This is a genomic window from Microbacterium protaetiae, assembly GCF_004135285.1.
Classification (GTDB): domain Bacteria; phylum Actinomycetota; class Actinomycetes; order Actinomycetales; family Microbacteriaceae; genus Microbacterium; species Microbacterium protaetiae.
In genome coordinates this window covers 3,456,493-3,470,619 of sequence record NZ_CP035494.1, presented here as the reverse complement: position 1 = coordinate 3,470,619, position 14,127 = coordinate 3,456,493, and the positions used below count along the sequence as shown (strand labels likewise).

General features: G+C 67.9%; 15 protein-coding genes. 14 read left to right on the top strand and 1 reads right to left on the bottom strand.

Annotated features, from left to right (window positions below; translation table 11 throughout):
• Positions 1-3: 3 nt before the first annotated feature.
• The 11 genes from ET475_RS16185 (at position 4) to leuA (ending at position 10,939) form a co-directional block, all read left to right on the top strand.
• Positions 4-654, top strand: a complete 651-nt coding sequence (locus ET475_RS16185; protein ID WP_129392648.1) for a DUF1990 family protein — start codon at positions 4-6, stop codon at positions 652-654.
• Entirely contained in the window at positions 654-1,871 is a 1,218-nt protein-coding gene (gene hemW, locus ET475_RS16180) for a radical SAM family heme chaperone HemW (protein ID WP_129392645.1), read from the top strand. Before ET475_RS16185 ends, hemW begins: the two co-directional genes overlap by 1 nt.
• Before the next feature lie 107 nt (positions 1,872-1,978).
• On the top strand, positions 1,979-3,025 hold the full coding sequence (gene hrcA / locus ET475_RS16175; RefSeq protein ID WP_129392642.1) for a heat-inducible transcriptional repressor HrcA: 1,047 nt from the start codon (positions 1,979-1,981) through the stop codon (positions 3,023-3,025).
• A 48-nt stretch (positions 3,026-3,073) separates the two neighbouring features.
• On the top strand, positions 3,074-4,192 hold the full coding sequence (dnaJ, locus tag ET475_RS16170; RefSeq protein WP_129392639.1) for a molecular chaperone DnaJ: 1,119 nt from the start codon (positions 3,074-3,076) through the stop codon (positions 4,190-4,192).
• A gap of 3 nt (positions 4,193-4,195) precedes the next feature.
• Positions 4,196-4,927 (top strand): 16S rRNA (uracil(1498)-N(3))-methyltransferase, encoded by a 732-nt coding sequence (locus tag ET475_RS16165; RefSeq protein ID WP_129392636.1) that lies wholly within the window; start codon positions 4,196-4,198, stop codon positions 4,925-4,927.
• A 40-nt stretch (positions 4,928-4,967) separates the two neighbouring features.
• Positions 4,968-5,318 carry an HIT domain-containing protein gene (locus tag ET475_RS16160; RefSeq protein ID WP_129392633.1) on the top strand — a complete coding sequence of 117 codons (351 nt, stop codon included), beginning with the start codon at positions 4,968-4,970 and terminating at the stop codon, positions 5,316-5,318.
• Positions 5,308-6,387 carry a PhoH family protein gene (locus ET475_RS16155; protein WP_129392630.1) on the top strand — a complete coding sequence of 360 codons (1,080 nt, stop codon included), beginning with the start codon at positions 5,308-5,310 and terminating at the stop codon, positions 6,385-6,387. Before ET475_RS16160 ends, ET475_RS16155 begins: the two co-directional genes overlap by 11 nt.
• Positions 6,384-6,851 (top strand): rRNA maturation RNase YbeY, encoded by a 468-nt coding sequence (gene ybeY / locus ET475_RS16150; RefSeq protein ID WP_129392627.1) that lies wholly within the window; start codon positions 6,384-6,386, stop codon positions 6,849-6,851. The genes ET475_RS16155 and ybeY overlap by 4 nt, the downstream gene beginning before the upstream one ends.
• The gene (locus tag ET475_RS16145; RefSeq protein WP_129392624.1) at positions 6,848-8,128 is read left to right on the top strand and encodes a hemolysin family protein; all 1,281 of its coding nucleotides are present in this window, start codon (positions 6,848-6,850) and stop codon (positions 8,126-8,128) included. Before ybeY ends, ET475_RS16145 begins: the two co-directional genes overlap by 4 nt.
• Positions 8,125-9,018, top strand: coding sequence for a GTPase Era (gene era, locus ET475_RS16140; RefSeq protein WP_129392621.1), 894 nt, complete (start codon positions 8,125-8,127; stop codon positions 9,016-9,018). Before ET475_RS16145 ends, era begins: the two co-directional genes overlap by 4 nt.
• Positions 9,019-9,178: 160 nt before the next feature.
• Positions 9,179-10,939, top strand: coding sequence for a 2-isopropylmalate synthase (gene leuA / locus ET475_RS16135; protein ID WP_129392618.1), 1,761 nt, complete (start codon positions 9,179-9,181; stop codon positions 10,937-10,939).
• A 76-nt stretch (positions 10,940-11,015) separates the two neighbouring features.
• Here the strand turns inward: leuA and ET475_RS16130 are convergent, their stop codons facing one another.
• Complete coding sequence (locus ET475_RS16130; RefSeq protein ID WP_129392616.1) at positions 11,016-11,717, bottom strand: trimeric intracellular cation channel family protein; 702 nt, start codon at positions 11,715-11,717, stop codon at positions 11,016-11,018.
• A gap of 37 nt (positions 11,718-11,754) precedes the next feature.
• Here ET475_RS16130 and recO point away from each other — a divergent pair, with 37 nt between their 5' ends.
• The 3 genes from recO to ET475_RS16115 are packed head-to-tail and all read left to right on the top strand — an operon-like array spanning position 11,755 to position 14,037.
• A complete protein-coding gene (gene recO / locus ET475_RS16125; RefSeq protein WP_129392613.1) occupies positions 11,755-12,507 on the top strand; it encodes a DNA repair protein RecO in 753 nt (250 codons plus the stop codon).
• A complete protein-coding gene (locus tag ET475_RS16120; RefSeq protein ID WP_129392610.1) occupies positions 12,504-13,313 on the top strand; it encodes an isoprenyl transferase in 810 nt (269 codons plus the stop codon). Before recO ends, ET475_RS16120 begins: the two co-directional genes overlap by 4 nt.
• 46 nt (positions 13,314-13,359) lie before the next feature.
• Entirely contained in the window at positions 13,360-14,037 is a 678-nt protein-coding gene (locus ET475_RS16115) for a DsbA family oxidoreductase (RefSeq protein ID WP_129392607.1), read from the top strand.
• The last annotated feature ends 90 nt before the right edge of the window (positions 14,038-14,127 follow it).

Sequence of the window (14,127 nt, the reverse complement as noted above, 5' to 3'; positions counted from 1 at the left end):
CGCATGCGTCGAGGGACCTTCCGTGACGAGACGGTGGACTATGCAGCGGTCGGAGCGACCCAGGCGCCCGATCTCATGCAGTACCCGCCCGAGCGCAGTCGTCCGGCGCAGGAATCCTGGCGGCTGGGCAGTGGCGAAGATCGCTTTCGTACGGCCTCGGAGGCCGTGCTGTCGTGGCGCGCGCAGCGGGACGGCGGGTTGAGCGTGACCGACGTGCGTCCGGCTGCCGGACCGATGTACTCCGGCGTGAGTTTCGACGCCGAAGGCAACGCGATAGCGCCCAGCAAACTCGAGGCCGATCAACGCTTCGACGCCGATGGCACACCGTGGGTGAGCTCGGGGGCCACCGTGCACCTGCGCGGCCGGGTCAAAGGGCTCAAGGCCGGCGGCGAGCTGCGGGTGATCCTTGCCATCGAAGAGCCGCGCCGCGTCGGGTTTCTCCTGGGCACTGTGAGCGACACCGTCGTCAGTGGCGAGGAGTCGTTCATGGTCGAGTGGTATGAGAACGACGAAGTGTGGTTCACCGTGCGTGCGTTCGACGCGCCGCGGTCGTTCTTCTACAAGGTGATGCCGTGGCTGATCACCCGCCGGCGCAAGGCGCTGTTCCAGCGCTACCTGCGCGCGATCTCGCCCCTGTACGCGACTCCGGCCTGATGGGCTCGGCTCTGCCGATCGGCGACCCCGCCCCCGCCGACGGCTTGCTGCCGGCAGACCTGCCGGTCGACGCCGCCGCGCCCTTCAGCGTGTATCTGCACGTGCCGTTCTGCCGGGTGCGCTGCGGCTACTGCGACTTCAACACCTACACCGCCACCGAGTTGCGCGGCGCGCGGCAGGATCAGTACGCCGACACCCTGCTGCGCGAGATCGGCTTGGCGCGCGCAGTGCTGGATGCTGCCCACGGCCGGCGCGCGGCATCCACTGTCTTCTTCGGGGGAGGGACGCCGACGCTTTTGCCGCCTGGAGACCTCGCGCGCATGCTCGCCGGCGTACGCGACGCGTTCGGAATCGCCGAGGGGGCCGAGGTCACCGTCGAGGCGAACCCCGACACCGTGACCGACGCGGTGGTCGACGAGCTGGCGGCGGCGGGGGTGACCAGGCTCTCGGTGGGCATGCAGTCGTCGGTGCCGCACGTGCTGGCAGCGCTGGATCGCACGCACGACCCGGCCAATGTGCGCACGGCGGTCCGGGCCGCGCGGCGCGCGGGCCTGGATGTCAGCGTCGACCTCATCTACGGGGCGCCGGGGGAGTCGCTGGAAGACTGGCGCAGCTCGGTGACCACGGCCGTGGCGCTGGAGCCCGACCACATCTCGGCGTACGCGCTGATCATCGAAGAGGGCACAAAGCTCGCGCGGCAGATCCGCCGCGGCGAGGTGCCGGCGCCCGACGACGATCTGCAGGCAGACATGTACGAGCTCGCCGACGCGGCTCTGGCCGAGGCGGGCTTCGACTGGTACGAGGTGTCGAACTGGGCGCGCGGTGAACGGCACCGCTCGCGCCACAATCTCGCGTACTGGCGCGGCCACGACTGGTGGGGGTTCGGCCCCGGGGCCCACAGTCACATCGTGGGACTGCGGTGGTGGAACGTGAAGCATCCCGCCGCCTATGCGCAACGGCTCGCGGCCGGCACGTCGCCGGCGGCCGGGCGAGAGAGACCCGATGCTGTGGCCCGCACTCTGGAATCGGTGCTGTTGCGCACCCGGATTCGGGAGGGGATGCCGCTGGTCGAGCTCGATGCGGCACATCGGGATGCCGTGGCCGGTCTGATCGCCGACGGCCTTGTCTCGGGTGCTGACGCCGTGCGCGGGCGCATCGTGCTCACGGTGAAGGGACGCCTGCTCGCCGACGCCGTCGTGCGGGCGCTGACCGACTGACGAGATTCATGCGACGCGCGGTGCGCGCGTGGCCGAGCGATCCCCCAGGCGCACTCGCTAGAATTGGCACTCGAACCGGATGAGTGCCAGCAGAGAAAGGAGCACCCATGGTCACCGAGCGCGGACTGCAGGTGCTCCAAGCCATCGTGCAGGACTACGTCGAGACCCGTGAGCCTGTCGGCAGCAAGCGCATCGTCGACCGGCACGCGTTCGGCGTTTCGGCGGCCACGATCCGCAACGACATGGCGCTGCTCGAAGACGAAGAGCTGATCGCCGCCCCGCACACCTCGTCGGGGCGGGTGCCCACCGACAAGGGCTACCGCGTCTTCGTCGACCATCTGGCCGAACTGCGGCCGCTGAGCCCGGCGCAGCGCTCGGCGATCACGACTTTTCTCGACGGCTCGACCGACCTCGACGACGTGCTCACCCGCACGGTCCGGGCCCTCACACGGCTGACCGGACAGGTCGCCATCGTGCAGTACCCGTCGTTCGCGCAGGCCAACGTCACGCACGTCGAGCTCGTCGATCTGGGCGCCGCACGGCTGTTGGTGATTCTCGTCACCGACACCGGGCGCGTCTCGCAGCGCATCGTGACGCTGCCCGTCGAACTTGACGAGGTGGATGTCGCGCAGCTGCGCGCCCGCGTCTCGGTGTTGATCACCGGCCACAGCGTGGGCGACGGGGCACAGGCTGTCGGTGGGCTGCTGGCCGCGATCGCCGGCGCGGCGGCGCCGACGCGCCTGGATCCCGCGCTGCAGACGGTGCTCGGTCTCGTCTCCGAAGAACTCGAGGAGTTCCGGCAAGACCGCCTGCTGATGGCCGGCACCGCCAACCTCGCGCGTGACGAGGCCGACTTCCGTGGCTCGATCTACCCGCTGCTCGAAGCCATCGAGGAGCAGGTGACACTGCTGCGCCTGATGAGCGAGATGGTCGCCGATCAAGAGGGGCTGGCCGCGTCGATCGGTCGCGAGAACGCGCCGTTCGGCCTGGCCGAGGCATCCCTCGTCGTCGGCGATTACGACGCGGCACGTGCGCGGGGAAGAGTCGGTGTGCTCGGCCCCACTCGCATGGACTATCCCACCAACCTCGCGGCGGTGCGAGCCGTCGCGCACTACTTGAGCACGTTGCTCGAAGAAGACGAGTCGGGGCACTGACCCCGGCGCAGACGAACCCGCGGCGCTGGCGCGGGCAGGAAGGCGAATGTGGCTGACCAGGACCACTACCAGGTGCTCGGCGTGTCGCGCGAGGCGACCCCCGACGAGATCAAGAAGGCATACCGGCGACTCGCTCGTGAGCTGCATCCCGATGTGAACCCGGGTGCGGAGGCCGAAGAGAAGTTCAAGCTCGTCACGCACGCCTACGACGTGCTCAGTGACCCCGAGCAGCGTCGTCGCTATGACATGGGCGGTGACTCTCCCTTCGGTGGTCAGGGCGGCTTCGGCGGCTTCGGCGACATCTTCGAGACGTTCTTCGGCGCAGCCGGCGGCGGCGGGCGGGGCGGGCAGCCACGGTCGCGCCGTGAGCGTGGGCAAGATGCCCTCGTGCGGGTGACCCTCGAGCTGGGTGACGTCGTGTTCGGCGTGCACCGCGACATCGAGGTCGACACCGCCGTGCTCTGTGAGACGTGCGACGGCTCATGCTGCCAGCCGGGCACCTCGCCGGTCACCTGTGAGATCTGCCACGGTTCCGGTCACGTGCAGCGTACGGTGCGCAGCCTGCTGGGCAACGTGGTCACGAGCGCCCCGTGCACCGTCTGCCAGGGCTATGGCACCACCATCCCGTACCCGTGCGCCACGTGCCAGGGGCAGGGTCGGGTGCGGGCGCGTCGGACGGTGTCAGTGGACATTCCGGCGGGCGTCGAATCAGGGCTGCGGTTGCAGATGCCCGGGTCGGGTGAAGTGGGTCCGGCAGGTGGCCCGAACGGCGACCTCTACCTCGAGATCACCGTCGCCCATCACGACGTGTTCAGCCGAGAGGGCGATGACCTGCTCGCCACTCTCGACGTGTCGATGCCCGACGCCATCCTCGGCACCACGACCACCATCGAGTCGCTTGACGGACCTGTCGATCTCGAAGTGCGCCCCGGCGTGCAAAGCGGCGACATCCTCACGATCAAGGGACGTGGCATCACGCCCCTGCGCGGTTCGGGGCGTGGCGACCTGCGCGTCGGTGTGCACGTGGTGACCCCCACGCGCCTCGACGCGAAAGAGCGGGCGCTCATCGTCGACTTCAAGAAGAAGACGAAGGCGCCCGACCCGAAGCTCGCCGAATTTCAACAGGGGCTTTTCGCGCGCCTGCGCGATCGCTTCCGGAACAGCTGATCCGTGGCGCTGCACTTCGTGGTGGATGAGGCCACCGACGCCCGCGTCGGCGACCGTGTCATGCTCACCGGTGCAGAAGCACACCATGCCGCCACGGTGCGACGCGTGCGCGCGGGCGAGACGATCACCCTCGGCGACGGGCGGGGGGCGTGGCTCACGGCGGTGTGCGAAGACGTCACGCCACAGCAGGTCGCGGTGCGGGTGACCGCCCGCGAAGACGTACCGGCCGCCTCCCCGCGTGTCGTGCTGGTCCAGGCGCTGGCGAAGGGCGATCGTGACGAGCTGGCCGTGCAGGCGGCCACCGAGCTCGGTGTCGACGAGATCGTGCCGTGGCAGGCTGCCCGCAGCATCTCGCGCTGGGAGGGCGCCAAACAGGCCAAGGGCCGCACTCGCTGGCAGAGCATCGCCCGCGAGGCAGCCAAGCAGGCGCACCGCGCCTGGATTCCCGAGGTCGCCGAGGTCATCACGACCCGTGCGCTGATCGGCCGAGCTGCGGCATCCCGCCTGGTCGTCCTCGACCCTGCGGGTACGGTGCCGCTGAGCGGGCTCGACGTCGGCGACGGCCGAGACATCGTGCTGGTGGTCGGCCCGGAGGGCGGCATCGCGGCCGAGGAACTGTCCGCGTTCGCCGAAGCCGGTGCCGTGATCGCCGCGCTCGGTTCGACCGTGCTGCGTACCTCGACCGCAGGCCCGGCGGCCCTCGCGGTGGTGAGCACCCGCCTCGGGCGCTGGTGATGCTCGCTCAATGACCGATGGCGGCTCATAGACTGGACCCATGAGCGAACCCTCGATCTTCACGCGCATCCTCAACGGCGAGATCCCGTCTGAGATCGTCGCGCAGACCGACACTCTCTTCGCCATCCGTGATATCGCACCCAAGGCGCCGGTGCACCTTCTCGTGATCCCGAAGACGCAGCAGTACCGCGATGTCACCGAGCTCGCCGCCGGCGACCCGGCGCTGCTGGTGCAGATGATCGAGCTGGCGAACACGCTGGCCGCCGAGCACTCCGACGGCGACTTCCGCCTCATCTTCAACACCGGTGCGAACGCGGGACAGACCGTGTTCCACGTGCACGCGCACGTATTGGCCGGGGGCCTGGACGAATCGAGCATGAATGCCGGATGACGCAGCCGCCGTCGAGCGGATCTACGCCGACGGCATCGCCATGGTGCAGCTGCTCGGGCCGCAGGACCGACTGCTGCGCGTTGTGGAGCGCGAGCACCCCGATGTTGACGTGCACGTGCGCGGCAACGAGATCACGCTGTCCGGCGACGCGCCCGCGGTGGCCGCCGCCCGCACCCTTGTGGAGGAACTCATCGCCATGGCCCGCGCCGGTCAAGGGCTCGACCCGCTCGACGTCGTCTCGTCGAACCGGATGCTGCAGTCCGACGCCAACCTGCGCCCGTCAGAGGTGCTCGGCGAGGCGATCCTGTCCTCGCGCGGCAAGGTGATCCGCCCCAAGACCGCCGGGCAGAAGGCATACGTCGACGCCATCGACGAGAACACCATCGTGTTCGGCATCGGCCCCGCCGGCACCGGCAAGACCTACCTGGCGATGGCCAAAGCCGTGCAGGCCCTGCAGCGCAAAGAGGTCAGCCGTATCATCCTGAGTCGTCCCGCCATCGAGGCGGGGGAGCGGCTCGGCTTTCTGCCGGGCACCCTCACCGACAAGATCGACCCGTACCTGCGGCCGCTGTACGACGCGCTCAACGAGATGATGGACCCTGAACTGGTCCCGAAGCTCATCGCGAGCGGCACGATCGAGGTGGCACCGCTGGCGTACATGCGCGGGCGCACCTTGAACGACTCGTTCGTCGTGCTCGACGAGGCACAGAACACCACGCCCGAGCAGATGAAGATGTTCCTCACCCGGCTCGGGTTCGGCACGCGCATGGTCGTCACCGGCGACATCACCCAGATCGACCTGCCACAGTCGGCGTCGGGGCTGCGCCTTGTCACCCGGGTGCTCAAAGACATCGACGACATCCACTTCGCGACCCTGACCAGCCAAGACGTCGTCCGGCACACACTGGTGGGGCGCATCGTGGACGCCTACACCGAATACGACGAGCGCCGTCTGGCCTCACGCCGTGAGCGCGATGAAGCCGAAGAGTTCGCCAATCGTGCCGAGCGACGCGGCGCGCTGCACCCGCGCGCACCGCGTGACCACCAGCAGAGGCGAGGACGAGCATGACCATCGAGATCACGAACGAATCGGGTTTCGTCGTCGACGAGGCCAAACTGCTGCGGTTGACCGAGCACAACCTCGCGCAGCTGCACGTCAGCCCCGACGCCGACGTGGCCATCCTCATCGTCGACGAGGGTGCCATGGAAGCACTGCACGTGCAGTGGATGGACGAACCGGGGCCAACCGACGTGCTGAGCTTTCCGATGGACGAGCTGCGTCCGGGCACCGCCGACATGCCGACACCGGCGGGACTTCTCGGCGACATCGTGCTGTGCCCGCAGGTCGCTGAGACCCAGGCCGAGCAGGCGGGCCACTCCACTCTCGACGAACTCATGCTTCTGACCACCCACGGGCTGCTGCACCTGCTGGGCTTCGACCACGCCGAACCCGACGAAGAGCGCGAGATGTTCGGCCTGCAGCGCGATCTGCTGCTGAGCTTCCATACCGCGGAGCGCCGCAACCGCTCATGACGGCCGTTCTCCTGCTCATCGCAGCCGTGCTGCTGGTGGCATTCGGCGGTCTCATGGCCGCCATCGACGCGGCCATGGGCGTGACCAGCCGGCAGGACCTCGTCGATCTGGCCGACGAAGACGAGCGGGGAGCGCCCCAGCTGCGCCGCATCGCCGACGACGCCGATGCCCACCTGCAGGCCGTCACGTTCATCCGCGTGCTGGCAGAGACCGGCGCCGCCGTGCTGGTCACCGTCGCCTTCACGATCCTGTTCCAGAGCATCTGGTGGGCGATGCTTGCCGCGGTCCTGCTGATGACGGCGATCTCGTTCGTCCTGGTGGGCGCGAGCCCGCGCTCGGTGGGCCGCCGGCACGCGCAGGGGCTGTTGCGCGGCAGCGCACGGGTGGTGCGCGGCATCCGGATCATTCTCGGCCCCATCGTGCACGGCCTGATAGCTTTCGGCGACAAGGTGACCCCCGGCGGGGCACGCGGCGCATCGTTCTCGAGCGAAGAGCAACTGCTGAGCATGGTCGACGAGGCAGCCTCGCAAGACCTCATCGAGCAGGACGACCGCGACCTCATCCACTCGGTGTTCGACTTCACCGACACCTTCGTGCGCGAGGTGATGGTGCCGCGCACAGACATGGTGACCGTCGACGCCGACACCACGGCCCGCGATGCCATGAGCGTGTTCTTGGACAAGGGGGTCTCGCGTGTGCCCGTCGTCGACGATGAGGCCGACGACGTGGTGGGCGTGCTGTACCTCAAAGACCTCGTGCTGATCGGCTATCGCGACACCGAGGCGGCGTGGCAGGACGCCCTGGTCACTCGCATTGCCCGGCCCCCGGTGTTCGTGCCCGAGTCGATGCGCGTGGAGACCTTGCTGCAGCAGATGAAGCGCGACGCCGTGCACGTGTGCCTGGTCGTCGACGAGTACGGCAGCGTCGCCGGGCTGGTCACCCTCGAAGACATCATCGAGGAGCTCGTCGGCGAGATCGCCGACGAATACGATCCGCGCGCCACCGAGGTCGTCGAGCTCGAGCCGGGCCGGTACCGGGTCAGCTCACGACTTCCGGTGTCGGATGTGGGCGACCTTTTCGACATCGAACTCGACGACGAAGACGTCGACTCGATCGGCGGTCTGCTCGGCAAGCTGATCGGGCGCGTGCCACAGCCCGGTGCCACGGCCGTGCACGACGGTCTCACTCTCACCGGAGGGGCGTCCCGCGGGCGCGGTCGCGGCATCGCGACCGTGTTCGTCGAGCGCACCCGCACTGACAAGGAGCAGCAACGATGACCGACATCCGATGCGGGTTCGTGACCTTCGTGGGGCGGCCGAACGTGGGCAAGTCCACGCTGACCAACGCGCTGGTCGGCGAGAAAGTCGCCATCACCAGCGAAAAGCCCCAGACGACGCGGCGGGCCATCCGCGGCATCCTGAACCGCCCCGACGGACAGCTGATCATCGTCGACACCCCGGGCATCCACCGGCCCCGCACTCTTCTCGGCCAGCGGCTGAACGATCTGGTCGAGACGGTGCTGGGCGATGTCGACGTCATAGCGTTCTGCGTGCCGGCGACCGAGAAGGTGGGGCCGGGCGATCGCCGGATCGCGGCCTCGCTCGACGGCTACTCGCGCGCGAAGAAGATCGCCCTGGTCACCAAGACCGACGCCGCAACCCGGGAACAGATCACCGAGCGCCTTCTCGAGGTCGACCAGCTGCGCGAGGACTGGGCAGCGGTGATCCCGCTGTCGGCGCTGACCCATGACCAGCTCGACGTGCTCACCGACGAGCTGCTGGGCCTCATGCCCACCGGCCCGGCGCTGTATCCCGATGACATCGTCACCGACGAGAGCATCGACGACCGCATCGCCGAGATCATCCGCGAGGCCGCGCTCGAGGGGGTGCGCGACGAACTGCCGCACTCGATCGCCGTGGTCGTGCAAGACATCGCGCCGCGTGAAGACAGCGATCTCACCGATGTGTTCGCCGATATCGTCGTGGAGCGCGACAGCCAGAAGGCGATCATCATCGGGCACAAGGGATCGCGGCTGCGGGATGTCGGAGCCCGGGCGCGCGCGCAGATCGAGCCGCTGATCGGCTCGAGGATCTTCCTGTCGCTGCACGTCCGGGTCGCCAAGGAATGGCAACGTGACCCGAAGCAGCTGGGACGCCTCGGTTTCTGACACCGTGTTCCGGCCCGTCGCGGCACGGGTGTACTCTGTTTTCATGCGCGCAGGCTTGGTGCTTCTCCTTAGCTGCCGCGGCGAGTCCTCGTTCTAGGGCCATCCTCGTCGCGGAGCTTGTCGTCGGCCCGCTTTCCAGACGAAGAGAAGAAGCCGCATCATGAAGAACAATCAGAAGCCTTCGGCCATGCCGATCCACAAGTATCGGCCGTTCCACGAGCAGATCCGGGTCGATCTGCCCGATCGCACCTGGCCGACGAAGCACATCACCACCGCACCGCGCTGGTGCGCCGTCGATCTGCGTGACGGCAACCAGGCCCTGATCGACCCGATGAGTCCCGAGCGCAAGCGCATCATGTTCGACCTGCTCGTGCGCATGGGGTACAAAGAGATCGAGGTCGGCTTTCCCAGCGCCAGCCAGACCGACTTCGACTTCGTGCGGCAGCTGATCGAAGAAGATCTCATTCCCGACGACGTCACCATCCAGGTGCTGACCCAGGCGCGTGAGCACCTGATCGAGCGCACCTACCAGGCGATCGCAGGGGCGAAGCAGGCGATCGTCCACCTGTACAACTCGACGAGCATCCTGCAGCGCGAGGTGGTGTTCCGCACCGACAAGCAGGGCGTCATCGACATCGCCCTGGAGGGCGCACGACTGTGCCGCGAGTTCGAGAAGCGCGTGCCTGAGACGGTGGTCTACTACGAGTACTCGCCCGAGAGCTACACCGGCACCGAGCTCTCCTTCGCCGCCGACATCTGCAACCAGGTGCTGGAGATCTTCGAGCCGACCCCCGAGCGCAAGGTCATCATCAACCTGCCGGCCACCGTCGAGATGGCCACCCCCAACGTGTACGCCGACTCGATCGAGTGGATGAACCGGCACCTGAACAACCGCGAGAACGTGATTCTGTCGCTGCATCCGCACAATGACCGCGGTACCGCCGTCGCGGCCGCCGAGCTCGGATATATGGCCGGCGCCGACCGCATCGAGGGATGCCTGTTCGGCAATGGAGAGCGCACCGGCAACGTCGACCTGGTCACCCTGGGCGTCAACCTTTTCACACAGGGCATCGACCCGCAGATCGACTTCAGCGACATCGACCAGATCAAGCGCACCGTCGAACACTGCAACCAGCTGCCGGTGCCCGAACGGTCGCCGTGGGGCGGCGATCTGGTCTTCACCGCGTTCAGCGGCTCGCACCAGGACGCCATCAAGAAGGGATTCGAGTCGATGCAGGCCCGTGCTGACGAAGCGGGCGTGGGCGTCGACGACATCGAGTGGGGCGTGCCCTACCTGCCCGTCGACCCCAAAGACCTGGGACGGTCGTACGAGGCGGTCATCCGCGTCAACTCGCAGTCGGGCAAGGGTGGTGTCGCCTACCTGCTGAAGACCGACCATGCCCTCGACCTGCCGCGCAGGCTGCAGATCGAGTTCTCCGGCGTGGTGCAGGCCAAGACCGATGCCGAAGGCGGCGAGGTCACCAGCGGCCAGATCTGGGACATCTTCACCGACGAATATCTGCCCGCCGACATCGACGATGCCCGCTGGGGCCGGTTCGAACTGCTGAGCACCCGCACCTCGAGCGACATGACCGGCGATGTCGTTCTCGACGTCAAGCTGCGCGACGGCGATGCCGAGGTGCAGACGCAGGCCACCGGCAATGGCCCGGTTGCGGCGTTCGTCGAGGTGCTGCGCGCGGAGGGCATCGACGTCACAGTGTACGACTACGTCGAGCACGCGCTCTCGACCGGGGGCGACGCCCAGGCCGCCTCCTACGTCGAGCTGCAGGTCGACGGGCAACGGCTGTGGGGCGTCGGCATCGACGGTGACATCTCGACGGCGAGCCTGAAGGCGATAGTGTCGGGCGTGAACCGCGCGATCCGCACCCGGCAGGCGTCACCGGCACTCGCGGGGGTCTGAGCCCGTCGGGTCTTGAGCCAGCCGCGCAGCGACGAGTCGAAACGTCGCCAGCGGTGGTTCACCGCGCTTGGGCGGCTCAGCGGCCGGAGTCCTCGTTCCTGATGATCTTTATCGCCGCCGTTTCCACCGCGACCTTGCGGCGGTGCAGCATCCGCTGCTCGGGCAGAGAGACATCGAAGACCACGGCCAGCACGCGGATCACCGCGGTCACCACGATTCCGATCACGGCGGCCGCGATCATCGGCACGCCGAACGCGTGCGAGACGGCCAGGACCAGGCATCCCGCCGCCGCTGCAACCGCATAGAGCGAACCGACGTGCATGATCGCGACGGGAAGTCCCACGAGGATGTCGCGCAGCACACCGCCGCCCACGGCTGCGCAGGCTCCGATGAACACCGCAGGCACGAGCGGGAGGCCCAGCGTCAGGGCCTTACTCGTTCCGAACGCGCCGAACAGGGCGATCACGATGGCATCAAGACCCACGATGACACCATTCGCCTTGCTCAAGAACCCCGCCAGCAGCATCCCCAGAAGAGATGCCGCTGTCGCCGTGAGCAGATACCAGTTGCTCTGCAGCGTGACCGGGGTGACGTTCAGCAGCAGATCGCGGATGAGCCCGCCGCCCATGCCGACCATGATTCCGATGATGGCCACCCCGAGAAAGTCGAGGCGGCGCTGCCCGCGGAACCCCGCGGCGAAAAGGGCGCCCTGAATGCCGCCCAGGCCCACGGCGGTCAGGTCCGCCCACAGCGGAATGATGAGGATCGGCTCGTTCACGCCCTCCATTCTCGCGCGGTGCCGGGATAATGAACGAGTGCCCACCTACCGTGATGAAGTCGTGGTTCTGCGCACCCACAAGTTGGGTGAAGCAGACCGCATCGTCACGTGCCTGAGCCGGCGGCACGGCAAGGTGCGCGCGGTCGCGAAGGGCGTGCGGCGCACCTCGTCACGATTCGGCGCACGGCTCGAGCCGTTCATGGTCGCCGACGTGCAGTTGTACCAGGGGCGCAGTCTCGACATCATCCAGCAGGCTGAGTCGCTGGGCGCGTACGGCGCCCAGATCGCGACGCACTATGACCGGTACACGGCCGCCAGCGCGATGGTGGAGACCGCCGACCGGCTCAACGAGGCCGAGACCACACCGCAGCAGTACCTGCTGCTGGTGGGCGGGCTGCGTGCGCTGGCCCGTGGCGAGCACGCGGCGCGCAGCATCCTGGACTCCTACCTGCTGCGCGCGATGTCGATGTCGGGGTGGGCTCCGGGACTGGGAGACTGCGCACGGTGCGGCCTGCCCGGACCGCATCTGAACTTCGTCGCGCAGCTGGGCGGCGTGGTGTGTCAGAACTGCGCACCGGCCGGTTCGGTGCGTGTCGACATGGCGACCACCGGGCTGCTGCAGGCGCTTATCGCGGGGGAGTGGGACATCGTGGATGCCGCGGCCCCGGCGGCCACCGCAGCCGCATCGGGTCTCGTCTCGGCGTATGCGCAGTTCCATCTCGAGCGCGGCATCCGCGCTCTCGAACATGTGCTGTCAGAGCCCGCGCCGCCCGAGGAAGTCCACCTGTGAGCCCCCAGCCCTACACGCACAAGGATGCCGTCGCCTACCGTCCGATCGACTGGACGGGTGTGTACCCGCCCGCGTACCCGAAGGGGGCCGTCCCGAATCACGTCGCTATCGTCATGGACGGCAACGGCCGCTGGGCGAACCGCCGCGGCCTCACCCGCATCGAGGGGCACCGCGCCGGTGAAGCGTCGCTGCTCGACGTGGTGGCAGGTGCCGTGCAGGCCGGCGTGAAGCACCTGTCGGTGTACGCCTTCTCGACCGAGAACTGGACGCGCTCGCCCGACGAGGTGCGGTTTCTGATGGGATTCAACCGCGAAGTGCTGCATCGGCGCCGCGACCAGCTCAACGAGTGGGGAGTGCGGGTGCGGTGGGCGGGCCGCAGGCCACGCCTGTGGGGGTCGGTCATCAAAGAACTGCAATACGCCGAGAAGCTCACCGCGCACAACGACGTGCTCACCCTCACGATGTGCGTCAACTACGGCGGGCGCGTCGAGCTCGTCGACGCGATGCGCTCGATCGCCGACGACGTGGCGGCCAAGCGGCTGCGGTCGTCGGCGGTGACCGAGAAGCTGATCCGGCGGCGCTTGTACATCGCCGACATGCCCGATGTCGACCTTTTCGTGCGCTCGTCGGGGGAGCAGCGCACCTCGAACTTTCTGCTGTGGGAGTCGGCGTATGCCGAGTTCGTGTTCCTCGACACGCTGTGGCCCGACTTCACCCGGCAAGACCTCTGGCACGCCATCGATCTGTACCTGGATCGCGACCGGCGTTTCGGTGGCGCGGTCGACACGCCCGACGACGCGCTCTGACATATGCGCAGGAATACACCCGGGGCCTGTGGAGGTTGTACCCATTGTGACTGAACCCATCTCGATCGACGTCTGGTCCGACATCGCCTGCCCGTGGTGCTACATCGGCAAGCGCAACCTGGAAAGAGGACTGGCTGCGGCATCCGCCGGGGACGACGCCCCTGAGGTGGAGGTGGTGTTCCACTCCTTCGAGCTCTCGCCCGATACCCCCGTTGACTTCGACGGCGACGAGTACGACTTTCTCGCCGACCACAAGGGGATGGGCCGCGAGCAGGTGGAGCAGATGCTCAAGCGGGTCACGGGTGTGGCCGCCGAGGCGGGCCTGGAGTACCGCTTCGACATCCTCAAGCACACCAACACCGTGAAGGCGCACGAGCTGCTGCACTTCGCCAAGGAACACGGACGCCAGCACGAGATGGAAGAGCGGCTCATGGCCGGCTACTTCACCGAGGGACGCCACGTCGGGCGCATCGATGAGTTGGTCGCGCTGGCTGAAGAGGTTGGTCTGGATGCCGCATCCGCCCGCGAAGCGCTCGAATCCGATCGCTACCTGCCTGCTGTGCGCGCCGACCAAGCGCAGGCGAGCGCGTACGGCATCAGCGGTGTGCCGTTCTTCGTCATCGACGGCAAGTACGGGGTCAGCGGCGCGCAGCCGCCCGAGGCGTTCGCGCAGATCGCCCGCCAGGTGTGGGACGAGCACCGCGCGGCGGTCGCGGCATCCTGAGGCCCCACCTGCGTGAGCCCTCTTAGGGCCGTGTCACAGAAGGTGTGGGTGTTTCGCCGGGAGGTCGCCGCTTGTGTGACACGCAGCTTT